Raw genomic sequence first — 17547 nt, forward strand, 5'->3', positions numbered from 1 at the left:
ACTACCCGGTTACTGAAAAAGACAGTATACTAGAAATAAAGAATAAACCGGGAGTGGAAAAGGGAGAGCGATGATTAAAACAATTTCAGATATTGCCGCCATGGCGGGTGTGGCCAAGAGCACGGTATCCCGTTATTTGAACGGAGGCTCGGTCAGCCAAGCTACACGGCACCGGATCGAAAAGGTCATTAAGGAGCATCATTATGTTCCAAATACATTTGCTCAAAGCTTAAAAGCCAGAAGAACGAATATCATCGGAACGGTTGTGCCGCGTCTTGATTCTTTTGCCACTTCCCAAACGCTGATGGGAATCGATGAAGAATTGCGGAACGCAAGCTTTCAAATGCTGATTTCGAATACGAGCCAAGATATGAAACGGGAAATCGAGGCGATCTATGATTTTGCGAGACAGAAGGTTTCGGGGATTATTTTGCTGGCCGCCCAGGTGAATGACGAGCATCTTAAAGCTGCAGAAGAGATCAATATCCCTATTCTGTTAGTGGGACAGGAGCATCCTCAGCTTCATAGTCTGATTCACGATGATTATCATGCAGGGTACAGAATAGGCAGGCATATTCTGGAGATGGGCCACCGTCAGATTGTTTATCTTGGTGTGACGGAGAAGGATATTTCCGTAGGCGTGCGGAGAAAAGAGGGCTTCAGGAAAAGCCTGGAAGGCACAGCCTGCTCCGTCACCTATTACAAAACAGGCTTCAGGATGACCGATGCGATGGCCACGGCCTCGCGAATTTTGGATGAAAACACCGCCTCGATCATCGTATGCGCTACGGATAATATTGCCCTCGGGGTGATGAAAGCAGCTTATCTGAAGCAAATCGACATCCCTTCCGATCTGTCAGTGACAGGCTTTGGAGGCTACGACGTCACAGAAATTATTCATCCGACCTTGACGACGGTTCGTTATTTCTACAAAGAAGCGGGGAAAGCCGCAGCCCACAATATAATTAAGCTTGTTCGCGAGGAGGAAATCAATCCGGTTACCATGCTGGATATCGAGCTCCTTGAGCGAGAAAGCGTTGACAAAAGATAAATGGTTGTTTATAATTCGAGACAAAACCGGTTCCATAATTCCAGGCTAGAAGCGTTTGAGTTATGGAACATCTTTTATCGATGTTTTGGAACCGGTTCCTCTTTTTTGTTTGGAATTGGAACCGGTTCTATAACCCAAATAATGAGTGGAGATGGGGGCTTCCGATGACAATATCCAGGGAAGAGAAGTACAGGAAAATAGAACAGGCGAGGCCTGGAGAGCTGGAAGAGCTTCAAGAGCAGGTCAAGAACTGCCCATGGCGTCAAACCTATCACATTCAGCCGCCATTCGGCCTGCTGAACGATCCAAATGGCTTTGCATACTATCGGGGGGAATACCATCTGTTCTATCAATGGTTTCCCTTGGGAACGTATCACGGCATGAAATATTGGTATCATACGAAATCGAAGGATTTGGTTCATTGGCAGAACGTCGGAATCGGGATTGAGCCCGGCGATCCCTATGATTCTCACGGGGCTTATTCTGGAAGCGGGATTGTTAAGGATGACGAGCTGTATTTGATGTATACAGGCAATACTCGGGATGAGGAATGGGTGAGGCATCCTTATCAGAACCTGGCAACGATGGATCGGAGCGGAAAAATTACGAAGAGAAGCCGCCCGGTGATCGACTCGGTGCCTGCAGGCTATACGGATCATTTCAGGGATCCGAAGGTCTGGGAGAATCATGGCCAGTATTATTGTGTTCTGGGAGCTCAGCGATGGAATGAAACCGGCTGCGTCGTGCTGTACAAGTCCCAAGATTTGCAGGAATGGAGCTTCGAAGGCGAAGTCGGTACATGTCTGAACCACTTCGGATATATGTGGGAATGCCCGGATTACTTTGAGCTTGAGCATCAGGGCGTATTGCTGTTCTCGCCCCAAGGCCTGGAGCCGGAAGGGGATCATTACCGGAACATATTTCAATCCGGATATGTGGTAGGCCGTCCGCTCGACCTTAGGACAAGGAAGCTGGACCATGGCGCATTCCAGGAGCTGGACAGGGGCTTTGACTTCTATGCGCAGCAAACGACGGAAGCAGCGGACGGACGGAGGATTCTGGTAGGCTGGATGGGCCTTCCGGATGCCAATTATCCTACGGACCGCAACGGGTGGGCCAATTGCCTCACCTTGCCGAGGGAATTAACGCTCCGCGGCGGGAAAATCATTCAGCAGCCGGTCAGGGAGCTGGAGAAGCTTCGCAAGGAAGAGGTCAAGGTGGAAGCCGTATTGCAGAACGAAACAGCATGCTTTGCCGGATTTGAGGGAACTACCTATGAATTGATATGCGAATTTGCCGCTGCGGACGCCGAGCGGTTCGGCATTGAATTCCGGGCAGGGGAGCACGAGAAGACCGTGTTAATGGTTGACCGCGCTTCGAAGAAGGTCATTCTGGATCGGACTTTGTCCGGCCATGCCATTGCCGAGGAATACGGAAGCGTGCGCCGCTGTAATCTGGATGCTGAAAATATCAAGTTTCAGCTCTTTGTGGATACCTCTTCCGTAGAGATATTTGTCAATGAGGGTGAAGAGGTATTTACAAGCCGGATTTTTCCGGGGCCGGAGAGCACGATGATCCGCTTCTTTGCACATCAGGGAAGCGCAGCCTGCCGAGCATCCCTGTGGAGGATATAGCAGCGGGGCGGCATTTAAACAGCATAGCTCTGTAATTTTACACAAGGCGGTGACAGCGTGGGACAGTTATTTGCAATCGGTGAAGTGTTAATTGATTTTATCCCCTTACAAAAGGGCCGTCCGCTGAAGAAGGTCTCGGCCTTTGAGCGAGCTGCCGGAGGGGCGCCGGCCAACGTCGCGGCTTCGGTGGCGAAGCTTGGCGGAAACGCCTCCATGCTTACGAAGGTGGGGAAGGACGCTTTTGGGGACTATTTAATCGACCAGCTGGCGGAAGCGGGGGTACGGACCGATCTCATTCGGCGAACGACGGAGGCCAATACCGGCCTGGCCTTCGTATCGCTGCGGGAAGACGGCGAGAGGGATTTCTCATTTTATCGCAACCCCTCCGCCGACCTGCTGCTATCCGAGAAGGAGATTGACGCGGATCTGTTCGGAGCAAAGGATATTCTGCATTTCGGTTCAGTCGATCTCGTGGACAGCCCGATGAAGCAGGCGCATTTGAAAGCGATTCATGCCGTGAAGGAGCAGGGAGGGCTCGTCAGCTTTGATCCGAACGTGCGGCTTCCTCTATGGAAGAGTCCGGAGGAATGCCGGCGGACGGTTCAAGCCTTTATTCCCGCCGCCCATATTCTAAAGATTTCCGAGGACGAGCTGGAATTCATTACGGGGATAGCGCCAGTCGATCAGGCAATCGCTTCTTTATTTCAAGGGGATGTCAAGGGGGTTATCTATACTAGAGGAAAGGAAGGGGCGGTTTTATACATCTCTGCTGATGAGAAATATGAAGGACGAGGATTTCACGTTAAGGTTGAGGATACTACAGGGGCCGGAGATGCTTTCGTCGGAGGTTTTCTCTACAAGCTGCTGGAACAGGGAGCCGCTCAGGACAATGTTACAGAGCTTCTTCGCTTGAAGCATCATGAAATTCTCCAGTTTGCCAATGCCAGCGGGGCGCTGACAGCTGCGGGAAAAGGTGCGATTCCTGCCCTGCCCGCGCGGGCGGATGTGCTGCAATTTATTGAAATGCAATCGTACAAAAGGGGATGATTACGGATGTCTGAAAATCGTGATATCGCAAAAAAGGTCGTGGAGGCCGTCGGCGGGAAGGATAATATCGCATCCTTCGCACACTGCGCTACAAGGCTGCGCATTATGGTTCATGATAAGGATTTGATCGATCAAGCCGGCGTGGAGAATATTGATAAGGTCAAGGGAGCCTTCTTCAACTCGGGACAGTTTCAGATTATTTTTGGAACCGGAACGGTGAACCGCATCTATGAAGAGGTGGAGAAGCTCGGCATCACGGGAACGACGAAAGAGGAGCTCAAAAGCCAGAGCAAGAAGCAGGGCAATGCTTTTCAAAGAGCGATTCGCACGTTCGGAGACGTATTCGTACCGATTATTCCGGTGCTTGTGGCCACCGGATTGTTCATGGGCCTGCGCGGCTTGCTTACACAGGAGCAAATTTTGTCCCTATTCGGGTTGACGGCCGCAGATATCCCGGCGAATTTCCTGCTCTTTACGCAGGTATTAACCGATACCGCATTTGCCTTCTTGCCAGCGCTCGTAGCCTGGTCCTCATTCCGCGTATTCGGCGGCAGTCCGATTCTAGGTATCGTTCTGGGTCTGATGCTGGTTAATCCGGCCCTTCCCAACGCCTACAGCGTGGCCAATGGCTCAGCAGAGGCTTTGATCATGCTTGGCTTTATACCGGTGGTGGGGTATCAGGGCTCTGTGCTGCCTGCGTTCTTCATGGGGCTCCTGGGAGCGAAATTTGAGAAAATGCTGCGGAAGCGCGTACCGGAAGCGTTGGATTTGATTTTAACGCCGTTTATCACGCTGCTGGTCATGATCACTCTTGGATTATTCGTAGTCGGACCTGTGTTTCATTCCTTGGAAGAGTGGGTACTGCATGGAACCACCTTTATATTGGGTCTTCCTTTCGGCATTGCCGGACTAGTCATCGGCTTCTTTAACCAAATCATCGTCGTCACCGGGGTTCATCACATCTTCAATTTTCTGGAGATTCAGCTGCTGGAGCAGTTGGGCTCCAATCCGTTTAACGCCCTGGTTACCAGCGCTATGGCTGCTCAGGGAGCGGCTTGCCTGGCAGTAGGCTTGAAGACCAAGAACGTGAAGCTGAAATCTCTCGCCTTGCCGTCTTCGCTGTCGGCTTTCCTGGGGATTACGGAGCCGGCCATCTTTGGCGTCAATTTGCGGTATATGAAGCCTTTCATCATGGGATTGATCGGCGGGGCCGTAGGCGGTTTCCTGGCCTCCTTATCAGGCTTGGCTGCAACAGGGATGGCGATTACAGTTATACCGGGAACGCTTCTTTACCTGAATGAACAGCTCCCGATGTACATCCTGTGCAATTTGATTGCGATGGCCATCGCATTTATCCTGACTTGGATGTTCGGTTACAAGGATGAAGCGGCGCCAGAGATGGCGGTAGCCGCGGCCGCGGCAGTAAATCCGCCGGTGCAGGGAAGCGCTCAAGACGCATCAGGCGTTCCTGGTAAAGGCGCTGCGGAAACTAGCCAAAGCTCTGTTCCTTCGCAGCATGCGTATATATTGGATGTCCCATCTCCCTTATCCGGCAAGATCATAGCGCTGGAGGATGTCCCCGACCCGGCTTTTGCCCAGAAGCATATGGGAGAGGGATATGCGGTTGAACCTTCCGAAGGCAAGGTATTCGCCCCGTTTGACGGAGAAATTGCTCACGTTATGGAGAAGAGCAAGCATGCGCTTATTCTTGCACATGACAGCGGCTTGCAGCTTTTGATTCATATCGGGATCAATACGGTTTCCTTAAAGGGTGAGGGGTTTGTAACCCATGTGCAAACCGGGGATATTGTAAAAGCCGGGCAATTGCTAGTAGAATTCGATGTGGATGCCATTCAGAAGGCTGGACTATCTACGGTCACTCCCGTAATTGTTCCGTCAGGAACGGATCAGGTCGCAGGATTGACCGTGAAGGCAAGCCATAATTCAGTAACGGCCTACAAGGAAGCTGTCATGGCCGTCCAATTGAAATCGGGATAAGAGTAAGGGGAGACCACGCAGACATGACGCGTTGGTCTCTTTGTTATATTAGGCAATCATGATAGCGGAATATATGTGCTTTTCTTCAACATTTCGGGTCAATCTGTCGGTTGATCATAACGGAGGGTTGGTGTAAATTTTTACTGAACGGTGACTGTATTGTTCGCCCATAACTAGAAAATCATGTATATTCCCGAAAAGGAGGAAATCCTATGCAAGAAGTTATTCCGGTTTCAGAGATTACAGGGTTCAAAACAAAGGCCGATGAATTCAATCCTTACTCCTGGTACAAAGAGAAGCTGCAGCATGAGCCAATCAGTTATCACGCAGAGACGAATACTTGGAATGTATTCCGATATGAGGACGTAAGGCGCGTGCTCAGCGATCATGAATATTTCTCAAGTGTACGTACAAGGACGATCATTGATGTAGGGACGAATACGAAGGAGGGTCATATTGCCGAAAAATTCAATCTCAGCGTAGATCCCCCTGAACATCGCAAACGGCGGGCCTTGCTTGCCAGCGCCTTCACTCCCCGCAGCCTTAAATTATGGGAGCCGCGCATTCATGGCATCGTTGAGGAACTGATTCGCGGGATACCGGAGAAGGAACCGGTCGACATTGTGAGCAGCTTGACGTCGCCGCTTCCGACGATCGTGATGTCCGAGCTGCTTGGCGTGCCGTCGGAGCATCGCAGCTTGTTCAAGGAGTGGGTGGATATACTCTTCATGCCGACGAACAAGCAGAACAAGGATGGGATCAATGAATTAAAAAGCAAGGCAGCCAGGGAATATTATTCCTTCTTATATCCCTTGGTTCTAGATAAGCGTGCTCATCTGCAAGAGGATATCATTTCTGATTTGATCCGGGTAGAGGCCGACGGAGAGCGGTTCACCGATGATGAAATTGTACGTACAACGATGTTTATTCTGGCGGCAGGCATTGAGACGACGAGCCATTTGATGGCCAATACGTTTTATGCTTTTCTCTATGATGAAGATACGGTATATCGTGAGCTGAGGCAGGATGCCGGACTGATTCCCAATACAGTAGAAGAGATGCTGCGTTACCGTTTCCACATCAGCAAAATGGACCGTACAGTCAAGGAGGACAACACGCTTCTCGGCGTAGAGCTGAAGAAGGGGGACGTCGTGATCGCCTGGATGAGCGCGGCTAATCACGATGAAGCGATGTTTGAAAATCCTTATAAGCTGGATATTCATCGGGAGAATAGCAGGAAGCACTTAACGTTCGGCAGCGGTCCGCATTTTTGTTTGGGTGCCCCGCTGGCCAGGCTGGAGGCAGCGATTATGCTGGAGCAATTCGTTAAACGATTCGGCCAAATCGAGCCTGTCGCCGGCTTTCGTTTAGAGGATTACCTGCAGCCATCGGCGGCCGGGCAATCCTTGACCTCCTTGCCGCTCGTAGCTTATTATGCTTGACTAGCAAGCACTGATGCAGTCGCTCAGCGAGCTAAAATGGAAAAAGGGCGCTAACCCCGAAACAGATTAACATGAAACCAGACAGCTTGTTAATTAAGGCTAGATGACGGGCTTTGAGCAGGCGGATTTGCAATAACGCGACTGCTCCGACTAGAAAAAGCCACCAGATCATAGAACCGATGAACACTCCTCCAACCAGTAAAGGCACATCCGAAGACGCGTGGGAAAACAGAATGCCAGAAGCTCCAAAAACGCCTACAAAAAATAGAATAGTCATCGGATTCGATAGCGTTAGTAGAAAAGCGACGAAATAGGAGAAAAGAGAGCTTTGTCTGGTATCTTGCTCCTGTATTTGAACCTGTCCTCCGGATTGCATAAATTTGATGCCCAGATAGCAAATAAACAATCCGCCCAGAAGCTGAATAATCCCTTTAAATTGTAAGAATAGGTCGCTCAGCCAAAACAGGCCAAACCCGGCGATAAAGCCATAAACAGCATCTGCCGTCGCTGCTCCAAGCCCGCTGAAAAAGCCGGCTTTTAGCCCCGAGGCCAATGTTTTCTTGATGCAAAGGATGCTGATCGGGCCAATGGGGGCTGCTATGGATAAACCCAACAGCATGCCTTTCCAAATCCATTCCGAAAACATAAGGACTCACTCCTGTTAGTCATCTTCCTTCAAGGTGGAAAGTATAAACACCGTATTCGATCTAACGATGTTGTAGCTGCTCTTTAACGTATAGGTTATGAATCCTTCTAATTTGGAGATATCCGGTAAAGCTACCTTCAATAGATAGTCGTATTCCCCAGAGGTGTGATGACATTCCAGCACATATGGAGATTCAACGATTGTTTTGCGAAAATGCTCCGTTTCCACGGAACCGTGCAGCTGCACAAAAATGTATACCATACAATTTTGCCCCATGGACCGCCGGTTCAGCTTGACTGTAAATTGCTCAATGATCCCGTTTTTCTCTAATTTTCGTATTCGTTCAGCAATCGAAGGGATGGATAAATGAATTACCTTGCTTATTTCCGAGCTAGTGATTCGGCTATTGGCTTTGAGCATTTGCAGAATTTGCAGGTCAATTTCGTCCATTTGCAACTCTCCTTTTAAGGTAAATTATACGATAAAGATGAATTAAATAAATAAAAAACCATAAATACCCTATACTTTTAAGAATTGATGTGTTCATCGTTAAAATAATTAATCTGCCGCACCGAATCGCAGATGCTGACTTAAAAAATTAATGCAATCTTAAAAGGCTAACCCTTGAGAAGGGTTAGCCTTTTCGCTATCATCATTCATTGACTCTGTTTATAATGACTTGACCATCCCCCCGTCAACGAGAAGCGTCTGCCCGGTCGTATAGGAATTCGCAGTCGAGGCCAGAAAAACCACCATTTTGGCGAGCTCATCCGGTTGGCCGTAACGGCCTAAAGGAATGCTCTGCTCTGCACGGGCCCGAATATCTTCGATATTCGTATTCATGGATTCTGCTTTCAGCTTATCCAAGTGATAAGTCCGATCCGTCGCAATTCTTCCGGGAGCTACCGTATTAATTAGAATGCCGTCGGCAGCCAGTTCATGGGCCAGGGTTTTGGCCAGACCGGCGATTCCCGCCCGGTAGGTATTGGAAAGAATAAGACCTTCAATGGGCTGTTTCACTGAGGTGGATGTGATATTCACGATGCGGCCGTTCTTCGAGCGTTTCAAGTGGGGGAGGGAGCAGCGAATAAGGCGAATAACGCTCATCAAATTTTGGTGAAAGGCCTGCTCCCATGTCTCGTCCTCGATATCCTCAAATTTTCCGCTTGGAGGTCCTCCGGAGTTCGTAACTAGAATATCCAAGCCTCCGAAGGCTTCGGCAGCCGCTTGAACTAAATCCTCGATGTCCTGCTTCATTGAAAGATCAGCTGTCTTATAGTGAACTTGTGCATCATAGCGCTCTCTAAGCTCTTCCGCTGCTGCTTTCAAATCTTCCTCATGACGCGAGCAAAGCATAATATGGGCTCCCTCACCGGCAAAGCAGGCTGCGATCGCTTTCCCGATCCCTTTGCTTGAGGCAGCTACGAGTACTCTTTTTCCTGTAAGGTTCAAATTCATAAGTCAACACTCCTTGTCTGTGGTATAAAATTCCATCTACAACTTCCGGATTGGGGTGGCCAAAGCGATAATGACCTCCAATGCTTTAGCCCCCGCCGCTACAACGAATACGGCTCTGGGATCGGCCCATTCGGACAGAGCAGCGCCAGTCATCGCTCCCAAAGGCATGGCTAATCGGGTCAGTACCCTGGAAAAGCCAAGCACACGGCCGATCATGTCTGAAGGAATCGTCTCCTGCCTGACGGAGGTAACAATCGTATTCCAAGCCACATTACAGACCGTAACCGCGAAGAAGGCGAGGCCCGGCGCCAGCCAAAACTGGCTGAAGGCGGCAAATATGAAACCGATGGTGCCCAATGCAAGCAGCATAGGAATGAGCACGCCTCGGCGGAACCGATGCTCCAGCGGAACGGCCAGCAGGCTGCCAATAATTCCCCCAAACCCGAGCAGGGTATAATTCAGACTGCTCTGCTGGGCGTCCAGCTGCAAGGTGTTCAACAAGTAGAACATCAGCACGCCAAAGGCCGCACTATATCCAAAGTTGCCAATCATCGCCTGGAGGGAGAAGGATAAGTTGATTTTCGAACCAACGAGCCATCGAAAGCCTTCGCCGATATCTTTAAATATATGGGAAAGACTAGTCAGCGACTTCGGCTTAACGAAGCTCGGCATGAGCATAAGCACGACTAATGTACCGAGAAAAGACGCCGTATCGAGCCACAGCGCATGAAACCCGCCGATCGAAACAATAAGCGCGCCTGCCAGCAGCGGTCCTGCCAGCTCCGCAATTTGATTCGTTAGCTGGTAGGAGGCATTGGCCCGCGTTAATTGGTTCGGCACCAACGATGGAATAATCGCTACGATGGACACATCGAACATAAGTGAAAGGATGGTGAGTATGAAAGAAATAACATATAGATGCCATAGCTGCAAAAAACCCAAGAAATGAAGAACCGGAATCAGAGCAACAAGCAGCGCCCTGGCGACGTCCGTAACAATCATAAGCCTTTTACGCTCCCAGCGATCCACTAGGCTTCCAACGATGGGGCCGAACAATACGATCGGCAGGACGCTTACCGCATACATCGATCCCATAATGATGCTGGATTGGGTCAATTTATAGGCAATCCATGGAATGGCGAATGTAAACAATGAATCTCCCAGCCTGGAAATAAACATGCCGATTAAGAAGCGAATATAGGAGAGGGGCAATTGCAGCAGCATAGGCGCTGCAATTGCCTGTTCATTGCCAGAATGCGGCGATATAGATGTTTTCGGATCTGTCATGAGTTTACCTCTTTTACGATTGGACTATCCTGAAGAATTGCCATGGCCAGCCGCTCTACCAACGGCTCCTGGATCAAGGAATCATGATCTCCGGGAAGCGTGACAGCTCTGACGCCTGCCGCAAGCTTCCTCCAGCCTAATGCCGAATCATTACCCGTTCTTCGAACGGTGTCCTCGGAGGAAATGAGTGTGAGATAGCCATCATAAGGCTTCGGGACATGCTTCGACATGAGCTGAATATGATTCGTAACGACCTCTAGATGCTGTTTAATCCACGCCGGATCATTTCCGTCATAACGTACTTGGACTTTTCGCTGGGAGACCAGCCAGTCCAGCTGCTCTGCACGGTTCATTTGAAGGAAGGATTCCCGCCAGGAAATCGGCTCCTCCTCGAACAAATAGGAGAGAAGATGCTCAGCCTGATGCTCAAACGGATATTTATATCCATCCTTATCTATGATGATTAGGCATTGAACTTCTTCCTGCTGCTTCCGCAAGAGCTGCGCCATCTCATACGCAATCATTCCTCCCATAGACCATCCTCCCAAATGGTAGGGGCCATGCGGCTGCAGGGCTTGTACGGCTTCAACATAATATTGAGCCAACGCCTCCAGATTTTCAAAGAACGGCAGCTCAGCTTCTGCCAAGGGCGATTGAATGCCGATCAAACGGTATTTGACTTGAATTCTCTGAGCCAATGCATAGTAACTATGAACGCTTCCCGTTATCGGATGGACGCAGAAGAAAGGGATTTTGCTCTGATCCTCAGAGAACGGGACAAGACAGCGCATTGGTGTTCGTATCTGCGATGCCTGATTTGCCGGAGATTCGCCGCTGTGTTGCAGAAATTGCGCCAGCTCTGCAATCGTCTGATATTGGAACAGCCGCTTTAACGATACATGCCACCCCTTCTCTTGAGCCATAGCAATGAATTGCATGCTCAGAATGGAGTTTCCCCCAAGCTGAAAAAAGTTATCATGTATTCCGATTTGGGGTCGTCCCAAGACTTGCGACCAGATCGCGGATAAGCTGCGCTCTATATCATTTCGCGGAGCGCAGTAATTTACCGCTGGAGGCTGGATGACCGGCTCCGGCAGAGCGCTTCTGTTTACCTTCCCTTGCAGAGTGCGAGGGAGCTCCTCCAGCCATACATAAGCATGAGGCAGAAAATAGGCCGGCAAATGCTGCAGCACATACTGATTCAATTCTTCATGCGACGGCTTATGCCGGCTTTTTGGAACAAGATATGCCACAAGGGACTTTGCTCCGTCTGACAGGGGCTTCGGCAATATAACAACCTCTCGGATCTCAGGTATCTGGGACAATACATACATCAATTCTGAAGGCTCTACCCGGTAGCCATTGATTTTAACCTGATCATCCAGACGGCCTAGAAATTCGATCGCCCCGCTAGGCAGCATCCGAACCTGATCGCCGATTCTGTACAATCTTTCCGGCTCTCCTCCCGCAAAGGAGGCGTAAATGTATTTCTCCCCAGTGAGTTGTTCCTGCCCTAAATATTCTCTCGTAACCGCTGAACCGCCAACCCAGAGCTCGCCGGCAGCTCCTCTGGGCGCCAATTGGCCGTGGGAATCAACGATATAAAATTGGACATTGGGCAGCGGATATCCTATGGGTATGCCGGCAGCGATTGAATCGGCATCCTCAATAAGGAAGGTGCTGATGCCCACCGTCGTCTCCGTAGGTCCGTAATGGTTATAAATGAGACAATTCCCTTTATAAAGCAGCAGTTGACGAATCCACTCCGGATTGGAAGGCTCTCCGCCAAGTATTAATCTCTGCTTAGGCATAAAAGCTTGGATTCCCGAAAGCTTCTGCAGGGCGCTTAAATGAGATGGAGCAATCTTCAGGCAATCGATTGGGTTCTGCTTGAAATAGGCCGCTAGACTGACAGCATTCAAGGCAAGCTCTGAATTGATGATATGCAATGTGCCGCCCGTATAAAACGCAGGAAACAGAACGGTCTGGCAGGAATCGACTACCAGCGGCTGTACCATAGCGAAGCTTGTGCAGGCAGACAAATTCAGTGCCTTCGTAACGCCTGTGACATAGTTGACGATCTGACGATGCTCCACGACGACGCCCTTAGGTCTTCCTGTGGATCCCGTAGTATAAAGAACATAGGCTGCTGATTCCGGGGAACTGGTGCAGACATCGAACGACTTCATTTCATTCTTAATCAGGGGCCAATCCTCATCCAGCCTGACGATCGGACAGTAGGTATCCAGTTGATTCGCCAATGCGCCTTGCGTCACAATGAGCGAGGCGTTGGAATTTTCGAGCACATAGCTTATGCGCTCGGGGGGCATGGATGGATCTAGCGGAACATAAGCGCCGCCGGATTTAAGAATACCGAGCAGCCCAACAATCATATCCACGGAGCTCTCCATGAATAGCCCCACAAAGGATTCTTTCTTGATGCCAAAGCGTCCGAGAAAATGAGCGAGCTGATTGGACCTTTCGTCCACTTCCCTGTAGGTGAGCTGAACGCTGCCGCATACGCATGCTATCGCCTCTGGTGTATTTCGCGCTTGCCGGACAAACCATTCATGCAGGCATAAGGTATCGTCTATATTTATTTTTGCACCGGCTCCCATTTGCACTATTTCGGCCTGCTGGGAAGGAGAGAGGAGGCGAAGCTGTTGAAGCTCTGCCTCCGGCGACTCTACTATGCTTTGCAGCAGCCTCTCAAAGCTCTCCAGCATATTCGCCATGGTGGCAGGATGAAATAAGTCGGGCTCATAGGTGATCGATGCGCTTATACCGTCCTTATGCTGGGTAATCGAAAGCGTAATATCACATTTGGATGCTTCCGAGCCTGTCTGTCTTCTTTCGGCCTCCAGCCCCTGAAATTCCGGCAATTGCGATGGCTGTTCCATCAAAAACATGGCTTGAAACAAAGGGGTTCGATTCAGATTACGATCCGGGTTGAGCACTGCGACTAAATGCTCAAAAGGGACATCTGAATGGCTGATCGCCTCGAGCACCGTGGCTTTCACCTGGCTTAAAAATTTCATAAAAGTCAGGCGGCCCGATGGAGCGGAGCGAATTGCCAAGGTGTTGACGAACATCCCCACGAGATCCTCCAGCTCCGTGTGATTGCGATTCGTAACCGGCGTTCCTACAATCATATCCTCTTGTCCGGTATAGCGGGATAACAGGACGAAATATGCCGACAGCAGAGCCGTAAAGAGGGTCGCTTCTTGTTGATGGGCAAGCCTCTGCAGACGATGCATCAGCTCTTGAGACAGCCCCCTGGTACAGGCTTCCCCGCGGTAGCTCTTCTCCATGGGCCTCGGATAGTCCAAGGGTAGCTGCAGCACCTCAGGCGCATGGGTAAGCTGCTGCGTCCAATAATCCAATTGGGAGTTCAAGCCGCAGGACTCGATCAGCTGTCTTTGCCAGTCTGCAAAATCCGCATATCTGCAGGCAAGCGCCGGCAGCTGAGGCTCCTTCTTCTCGTTACCGCTGTTATATAAATGCGCCAGCTCCCGAAGGATCAAGTCGACTGACCATCCATCAGTAATCAGATGATGCATCGTTAATATCAAAATATGGCGCATCGGCTCAAGGCCAATCATTTGTACACGCAGCAGCGATCCTCTATTGAAATCGAAGGGGCGCGAAACGGCCGAAGCAATCATTTGTTCGATCATTTCTTCCGTGAGCTCCTCGCAAGAGGGATCTGGATTCAGCCACTCCAAACGGCAGTTTCCAGGATTCGTTCGCTGTACCGGATACCCGTTCTCCATTTGAATCGACGTTCTTAGGATATCGTGCCTGGAAATCAATTGATTCAGGCTGGACTGCAGGTTATTGCAATCCAAGGGTCCGCGAAATTCTAATACGACGGGCACATGGTAGGTGCTGGTTCCCGGATGCAGCGCTTCAAAAAACCAAATTCGCTGCTGAGCGTACGACAGGAGCGCGGATGCCGAAGGATCTCCTTGCTGCAGCTTCCAGGAGACAGGACCCGTGTTTTTGTCCTGGATTACCCGTGACAGCTCCGCAAGGGTAGGATGATCAAATATTGTTCTTAAGGTTAGCTCTATATCGAAGCAGGATCTGATTCTGGCTGCAATTTTCAATGCGGCCAGAGAATCGGCGCCAAGATCGAATAAGTTATCTGCCATGCTCAATTGTTCAACTTGCAAAATGGAGCTGACAATGGTGGAGAGCAGCCAAAGGCTGGCCAGGCCTATTTCCCTCTGGATCCGGATTATCCGAGGGAGCGGCTCGAGCATATGGTAGCGGAGTCCGGCATCCAGGCGGTCATTACAGAGGAGAAATTTTCAGGTCAGCTGGATTCGGAGCTTGAGAATGGTATGCGCTTCCTCAGGGCTTAAGGACGGATTTGCCGTGCAGGAAAGATGCGGAGTGCGCGCGATCTCTGTTAAGGTTCGCATATAAAGCTTCATCATCGATTCCATCTGAATTTGCTCGAATTCCTTCGCGTCCCAGACCAAGGCCAACCGCAGCTGGTCCGAAGCGGCCTCCCGGTAAAAATCAGCGACCAACGGATAGATCGGCTCGGAGAAATCCATGCTTTCCACAATGCGAACTCTCTTGCTCTGCTCGATTTCCTGATAGATATGAAAATGAGTATAGTTGAATAATGTTTCGAACAACGGTGCTCCGCCATGATCCTGAACGATTTTGGCCAACGGATGAGTATTTCCAATTTTGACAATAATCGCAATCCAGATTGCAGCCGAAGTTTCCTAGAGACAGTATTTTTGCTCCTGGACTGTAATGAAATAAGGCTTCGGTCTCGATCTTCTCCACCGTGACATGAGTGGCTTTACCGTAAGATTGGGCATAGAGTGTCCCCTCTATATTCTTCCTTACTTTGCAGAAGCCCACATTATTCTCCTTAATGATGCAGCCTCTTGGACATAATCCGCATTGAACCTTGTTATGATCCAATTTCTTGTAAAGTTCCAATACACCAGTCCAGATCATATCCATGAATACACCAGCCAGGATGTGATTCAAATGGCGTTAGACAACAATGTGGATATTCTGTCCTGGACCTATAATGATCCCGCCGTATGGTTTGAATTCGTAATGGATACAGCCAGGGAAGCCAAGAAGCATGGGATTCGCAGCCTCTTTAAATCGGCCTTCTTCCTGAGCAAGGAGGCTGTTGAACAGCTCTGTGAGGTGATAGACGTATTTGCCATTTCCATCAAAGCGATTGATGAGAAATACTATCATAAATTTACTAAAGGCTGGCTCAAGCCTGTTCTTGATAATACCAAAATCGTGCACAGCAAAGGCATTCATTATGAGATCAGCAATCTCGTGGTCACCGGTCTGACGAATACGACGGAGAACTATGACAAGATGATCGATTTTATCCTGGAGGAGTTATCGCCGGATATTCCCATCCATTTCACTAGATTCCATCCCGATTACAAATACATGAACTATGAGAAGACTCCGATGGAGGATGTAGTGGCCGCCAGAAATCGAGCCTTGGAAAGAGGATTGCGCTATGCTTATATCGGCAATGCCTTTGAAGGCGAATCTCTAAATTCCTACTGTCCTGAGTGCCATGAAATGTTGATTGAGCGGTATGGGTTACACACCTTTATCAAGGATTCGCTGGATGATTTCGGGGTATGCACCAATTGCGGCTATCAGACGACCATTAATCATATTGACCGGTCCCTCGCTTCGAAGAATTGGTCCGAAGAAGAGGAGGAGCGCTATGAAAAGATTTGAGCACCAATGGACGCCCGACTTCTTTCTCCTCCATGTGCAAGCTAATAACCCCTCTGGGACAGGGGGGACGCTGGAAATTGTAAGGCTATTGGAGAATGGACAGAGAAAGAGCGAGCGGGAGGAGTTGAAGAGGGATGCAGACAGCCATCGTTTCATCATATCCCGTTCCCATCCGTTGGAAGCCAAGGTCGCGATCGAATATCCGAGTCATTTGATTCTGGAGGTTTACAAAGTCGATGACCGGGCGTATTATCCTACGGAATCCTTTTTTGTGCTGTAAGGGCAAGACGCAAAGCAAACAGCCAACTTCGTATTACGAGTTGGCTGTTTGCTTTGCTCCTGTTCCGAAGAGCAGAGCTGATTATAGGATATAAGGGTTAATAATAATTTCCTTATGATGTAAATTTTTGCTGAATGATTTCGTCTAAAAGATGGGAGAGACTTTTACATTTTATAATAGAGGAGGAGAAAGGATGAGAGAGCTCTGTAACGAGAGATTACAAGGATTGTAATCAAATATAAGGATAGAAGAAGAGGGCTCAGGGATCGCAGCATCTTGATCGATGCATAACGCAAAGGACTAAGGAGAGCTAAGCAATGGCGTTTGATTATCGGGACGACAAGAGAAGCATCCGATCGAAGGAGCGGCTGAAGGAAGCTCTATTCGAACTTCTGTATGAAAAGGAATGGCGAAGCATCACGATCCAGGATTTAACTAACCAAGCAAAACTAAATCGCTCCACGTTCTATCAGCATTACGAGAATAAATATGATTTACTTGTACAAAGTGTTGAAGATTTGTTCCAGTCCTTGAAGGAAGCGGTGCTGTCCGCTAACGTAGACAGAAGCAGTCCGAATACGGTCAGCTATGGCTACCTGTTAGCTTTCTACCGGAATTTAAAAGCGCAGAGCTACTATTTCAAGGTCATCCTGAACAGAGGGTACGAGCTGGACATGATGGAGCTGTTCTCCGATATCGTACAGGAGGCGATGGGACAAGCTGTAGATTTGCATCAACCCATGAACGGCGTACCTGCGGAAATCCATTGGCGCTACAGCATTGCGGCTCATTTCTCGGTGGCGAGCTGGTGGCTGCAGAATGATTTTCCGTATTCGCCAGAATTCATGGCGGAGGCTGTGCTCAAGCTGACTCAGGAAGCGAGGCATCCTATGCTGCTGTAGAAAATAAATTACACACTTGACAGGTATGATTAATTGGTTTAATCTGATGTCAAG

14 protein-coding genes are annotated in these 17547 nt (G+C 49.4%); 8 read left to right on the forward strand and 6 right to left on the reverse strand.

Features of this window, described 5'->3' with window-relative positions; all coding sequences use genetic code 11:
- Nucleotides 1-70: 70 nt before the first annotated feature.
- The 5 genes from BN2762_RS17090 (at nucleotide 71) to BN2762_RS17110 (ending at nucleotide 7172) form a co-directional block, all read left to right on the forward strand.
- A complete protein-coding gene (locus BN2762_RS17090) occupies nucleotides 71-1051 on the forward strand; it encodes a LacI family DNA-binding transcriptional regulator (protein WP_055108114.1) in 981 nt (326 codons plus the stop codon).
- A gap of 164 nt (nucleotides 1052-1215) precedes the next feature.
- On the forward strand, nucleotides 1216-2685 hold the full coding sequence (locus tag BN2762_RS17095; RefSeq protein WP_055108115.1) for a glycoside hydrolase family 32 protein: 1470 nt from the start codon (nucleotides 1216-1218) through the stop codon (nucleotides 2683-2685).
- Between the two features lie 57 nt (nucleotides 2686-2742).
- A complete protein-coding gene (locus BN2762_RS17100; protein ID WP_055108116.1) occupies nucleotides 2743-3732 on the forward strand; it encodes a PfkB family carbohydrate kinase in 990 nt (329 codons plus the stop codon).
- Between the two features lie 6 nt (nucleotides 3733-3738).
- Nucleotides 3739-5730 carry a sucrose-specific PTS transporter subunit IIBC gene (locus tag BN2762_RS17105; protein ID WP_055108117.1) on the forward strand — a complete coding sequence of 664 codons (1992 nt, stop codon included), beginning with the start codon at nucleotides 3739-3741 and terminating at the stop codon, nucleotides 5728-5730.
- A 212-nt stretch (nucleotides 5731-5942) separates the two neighbouring features.
- Nucleotides 5943-7172: a cytochrome P450 gene (locus tag BN2762_RS17110; RefSeq protein ID WP_055108118.1), complete on the forward strand. Its 1230-nt coding sequence runs from the start codon at nucleotides 5943-5945 to the stop codon at nucleotides 7170-7172.
- 31 nt (nucleotides 7173-7203) lie between these two features.
- Here BN2762_RS17110 and BN2762_RS17115 read toward each other — a convergent pair whose 3' ends face one another.
- From BN2762_RS17115 to BN2762_RS17140, 6 genes are all read right to left on the reverse strand, one after another.
- Complete coding sequence (locus tag BN2762_RS17115) at nucleotides 7204-7818, reverse strand: LysE family translocator (protein ID WP_055108119.1); 615 nt, start codon at nucleotides 7816-7818, stop codon at nucleotides 7204-7206.
- A gap of 15 nt (nucleotides 7819-7833) precedes the next feature.
- The gene (locus BN2762_RS17120; RefSeq protein WP_055108120.1) at nucleotides 7834-8268 is read right to left on the reverse strand and encodes an Lrp/AsnC family transcriptional regulator; all 435 of its coding nucleotides are present in this window, start codon (nucleotides 8266-8268) and stop codon (nucleotides 7834-7836) included.
- A gap of 219 nt (nucleotides 8269-8487) precedes the next feature.
- The gene (locus tag BN2762_RS17125; RefSeq protein ID WP_055108121.1) at nucleotides 8488-9276 is read right to left on the reverse strand and encodes an SDR family oxidoreductase; all 789 of its coding nucleotides are present in this window, start codon (nucleotides 9274-9276) and stop codon (nucleotides 8488-8490) included.
- A gap of 36 nt (nucleotides 9277-9312) precedes the next feature.
- Entirely contained in the window at nucleotides 9313-10500 is a 1188-nt protein-coding gene (locus tag BN2762_RS17130) for an MFS transporter (protein WP_392391599.1), read from the reverse strand.
- Nucleotides 10501-10559: 59 nt separating this feature from the next.
- Nucleotides 10560-14828 carry a non-ribosomal peptide synthetase gene (locus BN2762_RS17135; protein ID WP_055108123.1) on the reverse strand — a complete coding sequence of 1423 codons (4269 nt, stop codon included), beginning with the start codon at nucleotides 14826-14828 and terminating at the stop codon, nucleotides 10560-10562.
- A 48-nt stretch (nucleotides 14829-14876) separates the two neighbouring features.
- On the reverse strand, nucleotides 14877-15248 hold the full coding sequence (locus tag BN2762_RS17140; protein ID WP_055108124.1) for a hypothetical protein: 372 nt from the start codon (nucleotides 15246-15248) through the stop codon (nucleotides 14877-14879).
- Between the two features lie 253 nt (nucleotides 15249-15501).
- Between BN2762_RS17140 and BN2762_RS17145 the strand changes: the two genes are divergently transcribed.
- From BN2762_RS17145 to BN2762_RS26210, 3 genes are all read left to right on the forward strand, one after another.
- Nucleotides 15502-16311: a radical SAM protein gene (locus tag BN2762_RS17145; RefSeq protein ID WP_083484975.1), complete on the forward strand. Its 810-nt coding sequence runs from the start codon at nucleotides 15502-15504 to the stop codon at nucleotides 16309-16311.
- Nucleotides 16298-16591, forward strand: a complete 294-nt coding sequence (locus tag BN2762_RS17150) for a hypothetical protein (protein WP_055108126.1) — start codon at nucleotides 16298-16300, stop codon at nucleotides 16589-16591. The genes BN2762_RS17145 and BN2762_RS17150 overlap by 14 nt, the downstream gene beginning before the upstream one ends.
- A 317-nt stretch (nucleotides 16592-16908) precedes the next feature.
- Nucleotides 16909-17493, forward strand: a complete 585-nt coding sequence (locus BN2762_RS26210; protein WP_074048646.1) for a TetR/AcrR family transcriptional regulator — start codon at nucleotides 16909-16911, stop codon at nucleotides 17491-17493.
- Nucleotides 17494-17547 lie beyond the last annotated feature (54 nt).

The sequence above is a fragment of the Paenibacillus ihumii genome (assembly GCF_001403875.1).
GTDB classification, from domain to species: Bacteria; Bacillota; Bacilli; order Paenibacillales; family Paenibacillaceae; genus Fontibacillus; species Fontibacillus ihumii.